The following is a 14,460-nucleotide window of genomic DNA, read 5'->3' as shown; positions in this document are numbered from 1 at the left end:
CCGCTTCGTTCACACCGCCCGGCGCTCGGCCGCCGAGCCACCATACCCGAGGGGAAGGCCGCCCGGCATGGCCAAGATCGGCTGCCGGAGGGCCGGTAAGACCGCAGGCCGGACACCTTGCGGAGTCCGGCCTGCGGGTGGTTCACGTGCCGTGCGTCAGTGCTGCTCGGCGGGGGCGTCGATGCGGATCGTGCTGCGCTCGGCGGCCGACCGCAGCACCGCCGCGGCGACCTCGACCGTACGCAGACCCTGCCGCAGCGTCACGATGTCGCTGGCCTTGCCCTCCACCGCGTCGCGGAAGCGCTCGTGCTCGACGAGCAGCGGCTCCCGCTTCGGGATGGCGTAGCGGACCATGTCACCCTCGGCGACGCCGCGGAAGGACCGCAGCGCCTCCCACTCGGTGTTGATCGCACCGTTGGCGTAGAAGGTCAGGTCGGCGGTCAGCGTGTCCGCGACGAAGCAGCCCTTCTCGCCGGTGATGACCGTGGACCGCTCCTTGAGCGGGCTGAGCCAGTTCACCAGGTGGTTGACCATGGAACCGTCGGCGAGCTGGCCCACCGCGGCGACCATGTCCTCGTGCGGGCGGCCGCTGCGGAACACCGTGTGCGCCGACACCGAGGTGTACGCCTGCCCGGTGACCCAGCTGGTCAGGTCGATGTCGTGGGTGGCGAGGTCCATGACCACGCCGACATCGGCGATGCGGTGCGGGAACGGGCCCTGCCGGCGGGTGACCACCTGGAAGACCTCGCCCAGCTCGCCCGCCTCCAGGCGGGACCGCAGGTTCTGCAGCGCCGGGTTGTACCGCTCGATGTGCCCGACACCCGCGACCAGCCCGGCCTGCTCGAACGCGTCGACCAGGCGGCGGGCCGCGTCCAGCGTCGAGGCCAGCGGCTTCTCGATCAGCGCCGAGACACCGTTGGCGGCCAGCTCCAGGCCGACCTCCTCGTGCAGCGCCGTCGGGCAGGCGACCACGGCGTAGTCGATGCCCAGGGCGATCAGCTCGGAGACCGTGTTGACCACGGGGACGCGCAGCGTGCCGGTGGTGTCGCCCATCGGGTCGACGACCGCGACCAGCTCGACGCCGCCCAGACCGGACAGCACGCGGGCGTGGTTGCGGCCCATCGCGCCCAGGCCGATCAGTCCGGCGCGCAGCTTGCGTTCGGTGCTCACAGCAGACCCGCCACACTGTTCGCGGCGTCGGCGATGCGCTCCAGCTGGGCCGGGGTGAGCTGCGGGAAGATCGGCAGCGACAGCACCTCGGCGGCGGCCTTCTCGGTCTCCGGCAGGTGCCAGTCCTTGACCTTGCCGTCCTCGGTGAGGAACGGCTTGAGGCGGTGGATCGGCGTCGGGTAGTACACCGCGTTGCCGATGCCCTTGGCGGTCAGCGCCTGCTGCACCGCGTCCCGGGCGCCGCCGGGCACGCGCACCGTGTACTGGTGGTAGACGTGCTTGGCGTTGTCCGCGACCGGCGGGGTCACCAGGGCGGTGATCCGGGAGTCGAGGAACTTGGCGTTCGCGCGGCGCTGCTCGGTCCACTCCGGCAGCTGCTTGAACTGCTCCCGGCCGATGGCCGCGGCGACGTCGGTGAGCCGCACGTTCGCGCCGACGATCTCGTTGGCGTAGCGCTGCTCCATGCCCTGGTTGCGCAGCAGCCGCAGGGTGCGGGCGAACTCCGCGTCCGCGGTCGTGATCATGCCGCCTTCGAGCGAGTGCATGTTCTTCGTCGGGTAGAAGCTGAACGTGCCCGCCACGCCGAACGCGCCGACCGGGGTGCCGTTGAGCGCAGCACCGTGCGCCTGGCAGGCGTCCTCCAGGACGGCCAGGCCGTGGCGCTGCGCGAGCGCCATGATCCGGTCCATCGCGGCGGGGTGGCCGTACAGGTGCACCGGCATGATCGCCACGGTGCGCGGGGTGATCGCGGCGGCGACGGCGTCCGGGTCGAGGCAGAAGCTGCCCGCCTCGATGTCGGCGAAGACCGGCTCCGCGCCGACCAGCCGCACCACGTTCGCGCTGGCCGCGAAGGAGAAGGACGGGACGATGACCTCGTCGCCGGGGCCGACGCCCATCGCCATCAGGGCGAGGTGGAGTGCCGAGGTGCCCGAGTTCACGGCCACGCAGTGCCGGCCGTCGACCAGGGTCGAGAAGTCCTCTTCGAAGCCCTTGACCTCCGGGCCCTGCACGACCATGCCGCTACGCAGCACGCGCACCGCGGCTTCGATCTCCGCTTCACCGATGACCGGGCGTGCCGGGGGGATCATCTCGTCGTTCAAGGGGTCCTCCTCATTTCCGTGCCGCTCACCGGGTCGGTGCCGATGGCGCGTTCGAGTCTATCTGCGCTGGTGGGCGTCATTTGGCGCCGGTGAATTCCTCATACGCGGTGAGAACCTCCTCGGTCGGGCCGTCCATACGGATCACACCCGATTCGAGCCAGATCGACCGCTCGCAGGTGTCGCGCACCGAGCTCAGCGAGTGGCTGACCAGGAACACGGTGCCCGCCGAGGCCCGCAGCTCGCGGACCCGGTCCTCACTGCGCTTGCGGAACTTCGCGTCACCGGTGGCCAGTGCCTCGTCGATGAGCAGCACCTCGTGCTGCTTGGCCGCGGCGATGGAGAACCGCAGGCGGGCCGACATGCCGGAGGAGTACGTGCGCATCGGCAGCGAGCTGAAGTCGCCGCGCTCGTTGATGCCCGAGAACTCGATGATCTCCGGGGTGCGCCGCTTGACCTCTTCGCGGTCCATGCCCATGGCCAGGCAGCCGAGCACCACGTTGCGCTCGCCCGACAGGTCGTTCATCAGGGCGGCGTTGACGCCGAGCAGGGAGGGCTGGCCCTGGGTGTAGATCGCGCCCCGGGTGGACGGGATGACACCCGCGACCGCCCGCAGCAGCGTGGACTTGCCGGAGCCGTTGCTGCCGATCAGGCCGATGGCCTCACCCTCGTACGCGGTGAAGCTGACGCCCTTGACCGCGTGCACCTCGCGTACGGTCGGCGACTTCTTGCGCGACACGATCCGGCGCATCGCGCCCAGCGGGGAGTTGTCCTTCGAGCCTGCGCCGTGGATGCGGTACACGATGTGCACGTTGTCGACGACGACGGTGGGCTTCTTCTCAGCCACGTCCGTACTCCTTCTCGCCGCGCCAGAAGTAGAGGAAACCGCAGATGCCCATGACCAGGGCCCAGACGGTCGCGGTGGTCCACATGTAGGTCGTGGTCATGCCCGACTCGTTCGGGCCGGCGAGCAGCGCCTCACGGGCCAGCTCGATGAAGATCAGCATCGGGTTGAGCTTGAGCAGCGTCGCCGCCCAGGTCGGCATGTGGTCCATGACGTTGGCCAGGCTGTAGAACACGCCCGAGCCGTAGAGCCAGGTCCGCAGCACGAACGGGATGATCTGCTTGAGGTCGGTGATCTTCGAGCCGAGCCGGGCGAGCAGCATGGCCAGGCCGGCGTTGAACACCGTCTGCAGGAAGAGCAGCGGCACCAGGGTCAGCCAGGCGAAGGTGATCGGCTCGCCGGTGACCAGCACGATGCCGATCAGCACGGCCATCGCCGCCAGCAGCTGGTTGAGCTGCGTGAGCGTCACCGACAGCGGCAGGCTGGCCCGGGGGAACTGCAGCGCCCGGATCATGTTCAGGTTGCCCGAGATGATGCCGGTGCCTGCCGAGGCCACCTGCGTGGTGTATCCGAAGATGAAGATGCCCGCGCACAGGTAGCCGACGAAGTTGTCGATGTTGTGCCGGGTGCCCAGGATGACGCCGAAGATCAGGTAGTAGACCGCGGCGTTGGTCAGTGGGGTGAGCACGTGCCAGAGCTGGCCGAGCCGGGCGGTCGTCAGGGTCGCGACGTTGCGGGCGTTCGCAAAGGCGACGATGAAGTGACGGTAGGCCCAGATCCTGCGGGCGTACTCGACCAGGCCCGGCCGCTCGCCCGCAACGCGGAGCCCATGCCGGGCGGCGAGCTGGTCCGGTGCGAGGGCGGGATAAGGCTCTGTCACCACAGCTTCAGCCATGGTACGGGCTCCGATCTCCGAGCTGGGGATGAGTGGCGGTGACACACGGTAGCCGACTCCAAGGATGGAACGCCACCGTAGCGACGTACTGGTGATGTTAGTCCCCGGCAACGTCGCGACGCAACCGTTGCGTCGCTGCGCTATCGTAGGCACGTGCTGGCAGAGAGTAGGCGTGTCCCCGCGGGGGCCGCGGTGCTGAGAGGTGACATCACCGAGGCGATTCAGGCCGCGGTGGTGGAGGAGCTTGCCGCCGTGGGCTACGGGCGGCTCTCGATCGAGGCGGTGGCCCGCCGCGCCGGTGTGGCCAAGACCGCCGTGTACCGCCGCTGGGGCTCGAAGCTCGCGATGGTGCTGGAGATCGTGGCGGGAGTGGCCGGCCGCAAGCTGCCGCTGCCCGACACCGGCACGTTGTCCGGCGACCTGACCGTCTTCCTGCAGATCCTCACGATCGCGCTGCGCCACCCGCTGGCCTCGCAGATCATCCCCGACCTGCTGGCCGAGGCGGCCCGCAACCCGGAGATCGCCCAGACGCTGCAGCAGGCGCTGCGCGCCAACCAGCACGAGATCGGGTCGCTGCTGGTCGGGCGCGCGATCGAGCGGGGCGAGCTGCCCGAGGGCGCCGACCCCGACCTCGCCGTCGACCTGATCGTCGGCCCGATCTACTGGCGCCTGACGGTCAACCGCGACCCGCTGCCCCCCGACTACGTCCCCCGCCTGGTCACCGCGGTGATCGCCGCCCTCTCCGCCTGACCCGCCCGCCGCGCCGCGTGCTGTGGGCGCGCCTCGCGCCGCCTTGATCATCCGGCTTGCCGGGCACCTGTGCGTATCTTGAGCATGCTTTTGCACAGGTGCCGGGCAAGTCGAGCGATCTTGGTGCGTTCGGGTCCGCGACAGGCGGGCCACGGCGAGCCGGGCCTGGCCGAGCGTGGTCAGAGGCCCTCGGGGCGTTCGGCCTCGCGGGAGATGACGTTGCCCTTCTCGTCGACCCATCCGAGGTGGCGGGCCGGGTTGCCGGCGACGAGCTGGTTCGGAGCCACGTCCTTGGTCACCACGGAGCCGGCCGCGATCATGGCGCGCTCGCCGATGACGGTCCCGCAGACGATGGTGGCGTTCGCGCCCAGCGAGGCGCCCCGCTTGATCAGCGTCGGGGTGATCTGCCAGTCCGGGTTCTGCGCCCGCGGCCGCAGGTCGTTGGTGAAGACCACACACGGGCCGACGAAGACCTCGTCCTCCACGGTGACGCCCTGGTAGACCGAGACGTTGTTCTGGATCTTCACGAGGTCGCCGATCACCACGTTCGAGTCGACGTACACGTTGCGGCCGATCACGCAGCCGGCCCCGATCGTCGCCGTGTTGCGCACGTGGGCCAGGTGCCAGATCTTGCTGCCGGCGCCGACCTGGGCGCCTTCCTCGACGTCGGCACTGGGGTGCACGAACACGGAGGGAGTGGAGGAGTTGCCAGTCATCTGTCGACCACCGGTGGTCCGGGGCGCTCCGCGCCGGGTTTGGGCTGCTCGGGGCAGCCGGACGCGGACCAGATTAGCCCCGGCGGGCGGCCGTGCCGGGCCGGGGTCACCGGCCCGCGCGCAGGTCAGCGGGTGACCTCCACCACGACCTGGCTGTCGGTGATCGAGGTGACCTTCACGGAGAAGTCGCCGACCTGGACGCCGTCGCCGCGCTGCACGGTGACCTCCTGGCCGGCCACCTTCAGGGTGACCGAGTCGTTGTTCGCGCTGACGAGCTGCACCTCGATGCCCAGGATCGAGATCTTGGCGTTGGTGACGTTGCGCTCGAAGGTGATCGTGCAACCGGTCGAGCTGCAGGTGCTGGTGGCGCCCTCGCCGCTGCAACCGGCCAGGGCCCCGCCCGTGAGAGCGGCCATCAGCGCTGCGGTGGCCATGAGCCGACTCGTCCTCCGTGCGAACATTAGGCGATCATAAACCCTTCGGCATCGGGGAGTGGCGATGATTGACCGGATTGTGGAGATTCTCCGGGAGACCGCGGAGGCGGTGGTCCTGCCGAGGTTCCGCAACCTGGCCGACGGGGAGATCGTCGAGAAGAGCCCCGGCGACCTCGTCACGATCGCCGACCGGGAGGCCGAGGTCATGCTGACCGCGCGGCTCGCGGCGCTGCTGCCGGGCTCGCTGGTGGTCGGCGAGGAGGCCGTCGCGGCCGACCCGGAAGTGCTCACCCGGCTGGACGACGACGGCGCGGTATGGCTGATCGACCCCATCGACGGCACCGGCAACTTCGCCGCGGGCAAGGAACCGTTCGGCATGATGGTCGCACTGATGCGCGGAGGCGTGCCGGTGCTCGCGGTGATCTACGAGCCGGTCCCCGGGACGGTCGCCGCGGCCGAGGCGGGTTCCGGCTCCTATGTCGACGGCGTCCGGATGGTGCCGGACCACACCCCGATCCGCGCGGACCAGCTGCGCGGCGCGGTGATGACCAAGTACCTGCCGCCGGAGCTGCGCGAGCAGATGGAGTCCCGGCTGCCGAACCTCTCCGAGGCGATCCCCGGCCTGCGCTGCGCGGCCCGGGAGTATCCCGAACTGCTGCGCGAGACGCGGCACTTCGCGCTGTTCTGGCGGGCCAAGCCGTGGGACCACGCGCCGGGTGCGCTGCTGATGCGCGAGGCGGGCGGGGTGGTCCGGCACTTCGACGGCGCGGACTACGACCCGGTGCACCCGCGCAACGGGCTCGTCGTGTGCCGTGACGATGCGGTGTTTGGGCTGGTACGCAGCGTGTTGCTGGCATGAACAACTTTCCTGTCGGCGCGGCGCTGCGGTAATCTGCGTCGCGGCCGCACGTCTGCGGGTGCCCCCGACACCCGTGGCGGCCGCCGCCGCGCGCACCCCCAGCTCCTTCCCTTCGCGGCGTGAGACGGAAGGACCACGTCCGTGACCCTGACGGTGCGCCGCCCTAGGCGTCGTTTCGTGCCGGCCATCGCCGTCGCCGTGGCGGCAGCGTTCCTGGTGACCGCGTTCCCCACCGCCGCGCTGGCCGAGCCCAACGAGATCTCCTCGACCAAGGTGGCCAAGCTGCGCCAGACCCTGGAGAGCGCGGCCGGTCAGTACCTGGAGGCCGAGGGCCTGCTCACCAAGGCCAAGACGGAGCAGACGGCGCTCAACAAGTCGCTGGTCCTGGCGGAGAACCGCTACCTGCGTGCCAAGACCGGGGTGCAGAAGTACGCCGCCGAGGCCTACAAGGCCGGTCGGCTGGGCGTCATCGGCGTCATGCTGAACGCCAACTCGCCGGACGACTTCCTGGCCCGCTCCGCCGCGTTCGAGAAGATGACGGCGCGCGACGAGGCCCGCATCAGCGAGCTGGTCGCCTCCCGTAAGGAGATCGACAGCACCAAGGCGGAGATCGACGCTCGGGTGCGCGAGCAGAACAAGCAGCTCGCGGAGATGTCGAAGCTGCGCGCGGCGACCGAGCGGGCGCTGTCGGCCGTCGGCGGGTACGCCACCAACGGCTGGGTCGACCCGTACGCGCCGACCGCCACCGCGGCCAAGCGCAACTCCGACGGCAGCTGGCCGTCGCAGGGCTGCACCGTCGACGACCCGACCCCGGCCAACGGCTGCATCACCCCGCGCACCCTGCACGCGCTGCAGCAGGCCCAGCGGTGGTTCCACCACTACGTCTCCTGCTACCGCTCCGGCGACATGTACGAGCATCCGAAGGGCCGGGCCTGCGACTTCTCCTCTGAGCCGGACGGATTCAAGAACTTCTCGTCCATGGGCGCGAACCGGCTCTACGGTGACAAGCTGGCCTCGTTCTTCGTGAAGAACGCGAGCAGGCTCGGCGTCATGTACGTGATCTGGCGCTGCAAGATCTGGCTGGCCGGATCGGGCTGGAAGACGTACCGGGCCGCGGGTGGCACCTGTGGCGACGACCCGGCCGGCGACCACACCAACCACGTCCATCTGTCCATCCTCTAGCTGCGCGCTACATCGCCTCGGCGGTCGTTGTGGGTCCGGCCCACATGGCCGCCTGTGAGGTGTCTCTCTAGCGTGGTCCGCGACCCCGAGGTGACTCGCTCCGGCAACACCGCATTAACAAGAGCGACCTCTCGGCATCAGCAGATCACTCAACGAGGAGATGCAGTGAGCGAGCGCAGCAGACTGCACAGCTTTGCAGATAATGCCGGTTTGTCCCGGCGCGTGTTCGTCGCCTCGACGGTCGCCGCTGCCATGCTGGCCGCCGCCGGTTGCAGCAGCCCGCAGGAGGCCGCGCAGGGCAACGGCGGCGACGGGCCGGTCAAGGTAGGCCTGGTGTACTCCCAGTCCGGTGCCCTGGCCAGCTACGGCAAGCAGTACATCGACGGCTTCAAGGCCGGGCTGGCCCAGGCCACCAACGGCACCAACAAGGTCAACGGCCGGACCGTCGAGCTGCTGGAGGCCGACGACGCCGGCGACCCGGCCAAGGCGGTCTCCGCGGCGAAGGACCTGATCGGCAAGGGCGTCAAGATCCTCGCCGGGTCGGCCTCGTCCGGTGTGGCGCTGCAGGTGGCCCCGGTCGCCGCACAGGACAAGACGCTGTTCATCTCCGGCCCGGCCGCCACCGACGGCATCACCGGCGTGAACCGCTACACGTTCCGCTCCGGCCGCCAGTCGTACCAGGACGTGCTCGCCGCGAAGTCGTTCATCGGCGACGCCAAGGACAAGAAGGTCGTCGTCTTCGCCCAGGACAGCGCGTTCGGCAAGGCCAACGAGGCCGCGGTGACCGCGGTCATCGGCGGGGCCGGCGCGAAGGTCTCGGCGATCCTGGTCCCGGCCAGCGCGACCGACTTCACCCCGTTCGCCAGCCAGGTCAGCACCGCCAAGCCGGACCTGCTCTTCGTGGCCTGGGCGGGGACCACCGCCACCGCCATGTGGGGCGCGCTGGACCAGCAGGGCGTGCTCAGCAGCACCACCGTGGTGACCGGCCTGGACCAGAAGGCGTCGTACCCGGTGTTCGGCGCGGCCGGCGAGAAGATCTCCTTCCTGTCGCACTACTTCGACGGCGCGACCAGCAACGACGCAGCCAAGGCGGCCGGTGCGAAGATCACCGGCGGGCTCGACCTGTTCAGCCCGGACGGTTTCAACGCCGCGCAGATGGTGGTGCGGGCGATCACCGAGGGCGGCGACGACGTCGAGAAGATGGTCACCGCGCTGGAGGGCTGGAGCTTCGACGGGGTCAAGGGCAAGATGACCATCCGCAAGGAGGACCACGCCATGATCCAGCCGATGTTCCAGGTCAAGCTCGTGGGTACCGGCCCGGCCGCCAAGCCGCAGCTGGTCAAGGAGCTGGCGCCGGAAGACGTCACCCCGCCCGCCGTAGCGATGAAGCCCTGACCTGTGGACCACCCCACCACGGGTCTCACCGAGGCTCCGTCCGCGCCGCACCAGCGGCCCGGCCGGAGCCTCGGCTCCCCAGAAGCCCCTGCCGTGCTCGCCACGGACGCGCTGACCTGGCGCATCGGTGAGGTCGCCATCGTCGACGGCGTATCACTGCAGCTGCACGCCGGCGAGTTCCTCGGCGTGATCGGCCCGAACGGGGCCGGCAAGACCTCGCTGTTCAACCTCATCTCGGGCCTGCGCGCGGTCACCTCCGGCAAGGTGCTGCTGCACGGCGCGGACATCACCGCGCTGGCCCCGCACCGCCGGGCGCAGCGCGGCCTGGGCCGCACCTTCCAGTCCTCATCGGTCTTCGGCAGCCTGTCGGTACGCGAGAACGTCCGGCTCGCCGTGCAGGCGCACCGCGGCGGCTCGATGGCCCTGTGGCGGCGTGCCGCCACGTATCGCGAGGTCGCGCAGCTGGCCGACGAGTGCCTGGCCACGGTCGGGCTCGACGCACGCGGCGAGGCAGTGGCCGGCACGCTCGCCCACGGCGAGAAGCGCAAGCTGGAGATCGCGCTGCTGCTGGCGGGCGACCCGTCGGTGCTGCTGCTCGACGAGCCGATGGCCGGGGTGTCCGCCGAGGACGTGCCCGAGCTGGTCGAGGTGATCAGGGACCTGACCGCCCACAGCGGTCGCAGCGTGCTCATGGTGGAGCACCACATGGACGTGATCCTGGAACTGGCCGACCGCATCGCCGTCATGCACCACGGTGCGCTGCTGGCCTGCGACACCCCCGACGCGGTGATGGCCAACGCCACCGTGCAGGAGGCATACCTGGGGGAGGGACTGTGAAGGCCGACGAGCGAACCGGCGAGCCCCATCCGGCGAGTCCCGGCAGCGCGACGACCACCGCCGACGAGTCGACGTCCGCGCCGGGCGCGGCGGCACTGCTGCAGGTCGAGAACCTGTCGGTGCGCATCGCCGGGCTGCACATCCTGCAGGGGGTGTCGTTCGAGGTCGCGGCCTCGGGCGTGACCGTGCTGCTGGGCCGCAACGGGGTGGGCAAGTCGACCACGTTGCGCGCGATCCTGGGGCTGACCCCGCGCAACGGGTCTGCCACCGGGTCGGTCCGGCTGGGCGGCGAGCAGATCCTCGGCAGGCCCACCCACGCGCTGGTCAAGGGGGGTCTGGGCTACGTGCCCGAGGACCGGAACGTGTTCGCCGGGTTGACCGTCGCGGAGAACCTGCGGCTGGCGGAGCGCACCGACACCCCCGACTACGACCTCGTCTTCGGCCTGTTCCCCGAGCTGTCCAAGCGGGCCAGGCAGCGGGCGGGCTCGCTGTCCGGCGGGCAGCAGCAGATGCTGTCGCTGGGCCGGGTGCTGCTCAACCCCAACCGGCTGCTGCTGATCGACGAACCGACCAAGGGCCTCGCGCCCAAGGTGGTCACCGAGGTGGCCGAGGCCCTGGAACGGGCCGCGCAGGCGGTGCCGGTGCTGCTCGTCGAGCAGAACCTCGCCGTCGTACGCAGGCTCGCCGGCGACGCCGTCGTCATCGCCGCGGGTCAGGTCGCCTGGACCGGGCCGGGCGAGCAGTTGCTGGCCGACCCCGCGCTCACCAAGTCTCTGCTGGCCGTCAACGCTGCCGGGGGGCACTGATGTCGACGATCGTCCTGATGACCGTCACCGGGCTCGGCCTGGCGGCGCTGTACTTCCTCGTCGCGTCGGGCCTGTCGCTCGTGTTCGGGCTGGCCGACGTGCTCAACTTCGCGCACGGGCTGTTCCTGTCCGTCGGCGCGTACGCCACCTGGTGGGCCGCGGGCAACCTGCCCGGCGCGGGCCCCGACGGGTGGGGCTTCGTGCTCGCCGTCGCCTTCGGCGTGGTGGCCGGGACCGTGGTCGCCGCGCTGGTGGAACTGGTCATGATCCGGCCGCTCTACTCGCGCACCATCGAGCAGGTGCTGGTGACCGTCGGCCTGTCGCTGGCCGGGGTGGCCGCGCTGCAGGCCGGGTTCGGCGCGGACCCGCGCCCGTTCCCGCGCCCGTCCTGGACCCAGGACGTCGTCACCCTGGCCGGCGCCCGGGTGCCACTGGACCGGCTGCTGTTGATCGTCGCCGCGGTGGTGGTGCTCGGCCTGCTGCTGGCCTTCCTGCGCTGGACCCGGTACGGCCTGATCATCCGGGCAGGGGTGGAGAACCGGGAGATGGTGACCGCGCTCGGCATCGACGTGCGCAAGGCCTTCACTCTGGTGTTCGCCATCGGCGGGGCGGCCGCGGCGCTCGCGGGCGCGCTGTCCGGGGTGTACTTCGGCAGCGTCTCGCCGACCAGCGGCGCATCCCTGCTGATCTTCGCGTTCATCGTCGTCGTGATCGGCGGCATGGGCTCGGTGTCCGGCTCGGCGGTCGCCGCGGTCGCGGTGGGCCTGCTCCAGCAGTTCGTCAACTACTACGGCACCTCGGGCGCCGGAGACATCTGCGTGGTCGCGCTGCTGGCCGTCGTGCTGCTGTGGCGTCCCGCGGGCCTGGCCGGAAAGGCGGCGACCGCATGACCACGACCCCGTCCGCACTGTTCAAGCGGTACTGGCCGGTGGCGGCCTTCGTGCTGCTGGCCGTGCTGCCGTACAGCGGGATCACGATCCCCGGGCTGTTCGACGGGCCGATCAACTCGCCCGGGGCGCTGCAGGTGCTGGCGCTGTGCCTGGTCTTCGGCGGCCTAGCGGCCGGCTACGACCTGCTGTTCGGGCGCACCGGCCTGCTCTCGTTCGGGCACGCGCTCTACTTCGCGCTCGGCGTCTACGGCACCGACATCCTCATCACCAAGTACGGCTACCCGCTGCCACTGGCCGCGCTGCTGGCGGTGCTGTTCGCGACCACCGTCGCGACGGCCCTGGGCGCGGTCGCGCTGCGCGTGCACGGCATCGCGTTCTCCATGGTCACCCTCGCGTTCGGCCAGGTCGGCGCGATCCTGGTGGCCCGGGACCCGGGCGGCCTGACCGGTGGCGAGGAGGGCCTGTCGCTGGACGCCTCCGGGCTGCCCGACGCGCTGGTCGGCGTCGTCAACACGGTCAACCTGTACTGGCTCGCGCTGGCGTACCTCACCCTGGTCGTGGTCGTGCTGCACCGGGTGGCGCAGTCGCCGACCGGGCGGGTGTTCGCGGGCCTGCGCGACGACGAGCGGCGCATCGGGGTGCTGGGGCTGGACCCGTACCGCTTCAAGCTGGTCTCGTTCACCCTGTCCAGCTCGCTGGCCGCGCTCGGCGGCGTGGTGTACCTGCTGCTCGCGGCCGGCGCCTCGCCGCACGTCGCGTCGTCGGACCTGACGCTCACCCTGCTGGTGATGGTGGTGCTCGGCGGTCCCGGCACCCGGTTCGGCCCGGTGCTGGGCGGGGTGCTGTTCACCTACCTGGACCACCGGCTGACCGACCTCGGCTCGTCCGGCGCGGTCGACTCGCTGCCCGGCGTGCTGGCCGGCCCCCTGTCCCAGCCCCTGTTCGTGCTGGGCACCATCTTCATCCTGGCCGTCTACTTCTTCCCCGGCGGCCTCGCCGGCCTCGGCACCCGCCTCACCGCCCTCCGCCGCTCCGTCACCCCCGCCCCTCGCCCCTGACCCCCACCCCCACCCCCACCTGCCGCAACTCTTAAAGACTTGCGGCCTCGGCACCCGTCTGAGGCCGCAAGTCTTTAAGAGTTGCGGCAGAGGGTGGGGTGGGGGCGGGGTCAGTGGGTGGAGAGGACGACGCGGCCGAAGCTGTTGATGGGGAGGGAGTCGATGGGGTCCACGCGGACGCGCTCGCCGTATTGGGGGGCGTGGACCATCTTGTTGCCGCCCAGGTAGATGCCTACGTGGTGGACGTCGCGGTAGAAGAAGATCAGGTCGCCGGGGACGAGCTGGCCGCGGGAGATGGTGCGGGCGCGCTGCTGCTGCCGGCCGGAGCTGTGCGGCAGCTGGATGCCGATCGTGCGGAACGTGGCGGCGACCAGCCCCGAGCAGTCGAAGCCACCCGGACCCTCCCCGGCCCACTTGTAGTCCTTGCCGATCTGCGCCAGCGCGTACTTCAGGACCTTCTCGCCCGCTCCGGCCAGCCGTGGCACGGGCGGCTTCGCCTTGTCCTCGACGCGCGCCACCCGGCCGGTCGGGCCGTACGCCTTGAGGCGTAGCGCCTTGAGTTCCTTGATCGCGGACTCGATCGTGGTCTGCTGGCGGCTGAGCTGCTTCTGCTGATTCTTCTGCTGGTCGATCAGCGCGTCCAGGGTGCGCCGGGCGGTGGCGTACCGCTCCGAGGTGAGCGCCAGCTCGTCGATCTCGCGCTGCTGGTGCTGGGTGAACGACTTCATCAGCAGCAGCCGGTCGACGATGTCGCGGGTGGTGCCCGCGTCGAGCAGCAGCGACAGTGACATGGACCGGCTGGACCGGTACCCGGCGGCCGCCAGCCGCCCGACGGCGCCGCGGCGGGAAGTGATCTGCTCCTTCAACGGGTCGATCTGGCGCTGCAGGACCCCGGTCTGCGCCGCCGTCGTCTTGAGGTCGTCGCGCAGGTCGTGGTATCTCTCCACGACCACCTCAAGCTGGTCGGACTTGGCACGGATCTGGCGGTCGAGCTCGGCGCTCGACGGTTCGGCGTGCGCGGCGCCCGACATGAGCACGGTCGACGCGATGAGCGTCGCGCCGGCCCATAACACGAGGCGCCGCGTGGCGGAGTTCGACACGTGGTCTATAACGACAAAAGTGCATGATCGGTGCAGCATCGGTCAGATCGGCGTGTTCGGCGACACTCCGCGAAGGTTGGCGGGGGTACCCCCAGGGGGTATGGTGAAATCGTGGAGAGCACGGAGAAGACCCCGGTCAGTTACGCCCACGACGACGACAAGCAGGCGCTGCTCGCGCGACTGAAGCGGGTCGAGGGGCAGGTCCGCGGGCTGCAGCGGATGGTCGAGCAGGACACTTACTGCGTCGACGTCCTCACGCAGATCTCGGCCGCCACCCGTGCGCTGCAGGCGGTGGCGCTCGGTCTGCTGGAGGGCCACCTCAACCACTGCGTGGTGGACGCCGCCCGGCAGGGCGATCCCACCGCCAAAGTCAAGGAAGCCACCGAGGCGATCGCTCGCCTGGTCCGGTCATAGGTCGTAGGGAGAC

Annotated in this window: 16 protein-coding genes; 9 read left to right on the top strand and 7 right to left on the bottom strand. The window is 70.4% G+C overall.

The window, feature by feature from the left end:
• Positions 1 to 156: 156 nt before the first annotated feature.
• The 4 genes from F6W97_RS04630 to F6W97_RS04615 form a co-directional block, all read right to left on the bottom strand.
• Positions 157 to 1,170, bottom strand: a complete 1,014-nt coding sequence (locus tag F6W97_RS04630; protein WP_269059665.1) for a Gfo/Idh/MocA family protein — start codon at positions 1,168 to 1,170, stop codon at positions 157 to 159.
• Positions 1,167 to 2,258, bottom strand: coding sequence for a DegT/DnrJ/EryC1/StrS family aminotransferase (locus tag F6W97_RS04625; RefSeq protein WP_155369514.1), 1,092 nt, complete (start codon positions 2,256 to 2,258; stop codon positions 1,167 to 1,169). The genes F6W97_RS04630 and F6W97_RS04625 overlap by 4 nt, the downstream gene beginning before the upstream one ends.
• A gap of 88 nt (positions 2,259 to 2,346) precedes the next feature.
• The gene (locus F6W97_RS04620) at positions 2,347 to 3,114 is read right to left on the bottom strand and encodes an ABC transporter ATP-binding protein (RefSeq protein WP_155368902.1); all 768 of its coding nucleotides are present in this window, start codon (positions 3,112 to 3,114) and stop codon (positions 2,347 to 2,349) included.
• The gene (locus F6W97_RS04615; protein WP_155368901.1) at positions 3,107 to 4,006 is read right to left on the bottom strand and encodes an ABC transporter permease; all 900 of its coding nucleotides are present in this window, start codon (positions 4,004 to 4,006) and stop codon (positions 3,107 to 3,109) included. The genes F6W97_RS04620 and F6W97_RS04615 overlap by 8 nt, the downstream gene beginning before the upstream one ends.
• 153 nt (positions 4,007 to 4,159) lie before the next feature.
• Between F6W97_RS04615 and F6W97_RS04610 the strand changes: the two genes are divergently transcribed.
• Positions 4,160 to 4,756 carry a TetR/AcrR family transcriptional regulator gene (locus F6W97_RS04610; protein ID WP_155368900.1) on the top strand — a complete coding sequence of 199 codons (597 nt, stop codon included), beginning with the start codon at positions 4,160 to 4,162 and terminating at the stop codon, positions 4,754 to 4,756.
• A 179-nt stretch (positions 4,757 to 4,935) separates the two neighbouring features.
• On the opposite strand, the gene F6W97_RS04605 is transcribed toward F6W97_RS04610, so the two are convergent.
• Positions 4,936 to 5,472 (bottom strand): acyltransferase, encoded by a 537-nt coding sequence (locus F6W97_RS04605; protein WP_155368899.1) that lies wholly within the window; start codon positions 5,470 to 5,472, stop codon positions 4,936 to 4,938.
• Between the two features lie 125 nt (positions 5,473 to 5,597).
• Positions 5,598 to 5,906: a hypothetical protein gene (locus F6W97_RS04600; RefSeq protein WP_155368898.1), complete on the bottom strand. Its 309-nt coding sequence runs from the start codon at positions 5,904 to 5,906 to the stop codon at positions 5,598 to 5,600.
• Between the two features lie 64 nt (positions 5,907 to 5,970).
• Between F6W97_RS04600 and F6W97_RS04595 the strand changes: the two genes are divergently transcribed.
• From F6W97_RS04595 to F6W97_RS04565, 7 genes are all read left to right on the top strand, one after another.
• Entirely contained in the window at positions 5,971 to 6,765 is a 795-nt protein-coding gene (locus F6W97_RS04595) for an inositol monophosphatase family protein (protein ID WP_155368897.1), read from the top strand.
• Positions 6,766 to 6,906: 141 nt separating this feature from the next.
• Positions 6,907 to 7,947 carry a coiled-coil domain-containing protein gene (locus F6W97_RS04590; RefSeq protein WP_155368896.1) on the top strand — a complete coding sequence of 347 codons (1,041 nt, stop codon included), beginning with the start codon at positions 6,907 to 6,909 and terminating at the stop codon, positions 7,945 to 7,947.
• Between the two features lie 252 nt (positions 7,948 to 8,199).
• On the top strand, positions 8,200 to 9,342 hold the full coding sequence (locus F6W97_RS04585) for a substrate-binding domain-containing protein (RefSeq protein WP_155369513.1): 1,143 nt from the start codon (positions 8,200 to 8,202) through the stop codon (positions 9,340 to 9,342).
• Positions 9,343 to 9,435: 93 nt separating this feature from the next.
• The gene (locus F6W97_RS04580) at positions 9,436 to 10,179 is read left to right on the top strand and encodes an ABC transporter ATP-binding protein (protein ID WP_155368895.1); all 744 of its coding nucleotides are present in this window, start codon (positions 9,436 to 9,438) and stop codon (positions 10,177 to 10,179) included.
• 95 nt (positions 10,180 to 10,274) lie between these two features.
• Positions 10,275 to 10,985 (top strand): ABC transporter ATP-binding protein, encoded by a 711-nt coding sequence (locus F6W97_RS04575; RefSeq protein ID WP_155369512.1) that lies wholly within the window; start codon positions 10,275 to 10,277, stop codon positions 10,983 to 10,985.
• On the top strand, positions 10,985 to 11,875 hold the full coding sequence (locus tag F6W97_RS04570) for a branched-chain amino acid ABC transporter permease (protein WP_155368894.1): 891 nt from the start codon (positions 10,985 to 10,987) through the stop codon (positions 11,873 to 11,875). The genes F6W97_RS04575 and F6W97_RS04570 overlap by 1 nt, the downstream gene beginning before the upstream one ends.
• Positions 11,872 to 12,933 carry a branched-chain amino acid ABC transporter permease gene (locus F6W97_RS04565; protein WP_155368893.1) on the top strand — a complete coding sequence of 354 codons (1,062 nt, stop codon included), beginning with the start codon at positions 11,872 to 11,874 and terminating at the stop codon, positions 12,931 to 12,933. Before F6W97_RS04570 ends, F6W97_RS04565 begins: the two co-directional genes overlap by 4 nt.
• 110 nt (positions 12,934 to 13,043) lie before the next feature.
• Here the strand turns inward: F6W97_RS04565 and F6W97_RS04560 are convergent, their stop codons facing one another.
• Positions 13,044 to 14,006, bottom strand: a complete 963-nt coding sequence (locus F6W97_RS04560; protein WP_196278978.1) for a C40 family peptidase — start codon at positions 14,004 to 14,006, stop codon at positions 13,044 to 13,046.
• A gap of 138 nt (positions 14,007 to 14,144) precedes the next feature.
• Here F6W97_RS04560 and F6W97_RS04555 point away from each other — a divergent pair, with 138 nt between their 5' ends.
• A complete protein-coding gene (locus tag F6W97_RS04555; protein ID WP_155368891.1) occupies positions 14,145 to 14,447 on the top strand; it encodes a metal-sensitive transcriptional regulator in 303 nt (100 codons plus the stop codon).
• Positions 14,448 to 14,460 lie beyond the last annotated feature (13 nt).

The organism is Catellatospora vulcania, assembly GCF_009720385.1.
Taxonomy (GTDB): domain Bacteria; phylum Actinomycetota; class Actinomycetes; order Mycobacteriales; family Micromonosporaceae; genus Catellatospora; species Catellatospora vulcania.
Note: the sequence above shows the minus strand (reverse complement) of the source record. Positions and strands in the feature narration are given on the sequence as shown.

Coding starts and splice junctions, on each gene's coding strand:
- F6W97_RS04625 (WP_155369514.1), bottom strand. CDS start 2,258: ATGATCCCCCCGGCACGCCCGGTCATCGGTGAAGCGGAGATCGAAGCC.
- F6W97_RS04615 (WP_155368901.1), bottom strand. CDS start 4,006: ATGGCTGAAGCTGTGGTGACAGAGCCTTATCCCGCCCTCGCACCGGAC.
- F6W97_RS04605 (WP_155368899.1), bottom strand. CDS start 5,472: ATGACTGGCAACTCCTCCACTCCCTCCGTGTTCGTGCACCCCAGTGCC.
- F6W97_RS04600 (WP_155368898.1), bottom strand. CDS start 5,906: ATGGCCACCGCAGCGCTGATGGCCGCTCTCACGGGCGGGGCCCTGGCC.
- F6W97_RS04595 (WP_155368897.1), top strand. CDS start 5,971: ATGATTGACCGGATTGTGGAGATTCTCCGGGAGACCGCGGAGGCGGTG.
- F6W97_RS04585 (WP_155369513.1), top strand. CDS start 8,200: ATGCTGGCCGCCGCCGGTTGCAGCAGCCCGCAGGAGGCCGCGCAGGGC.
- F6W97_RS04570 (WP_155368894.1), top strand. CDS start 10,985: ATGTCGACGATCGTCCTGATGACCGTCACCGGGCTCGGCCTGGCGGCG.
- F6W97_RS04565 (WP_155368893.1), top strand. CDS start 11,872: ATGACCACGACCCCGTCCGCACTGTTCAAGCGGTACTGGCCGGTGGCG.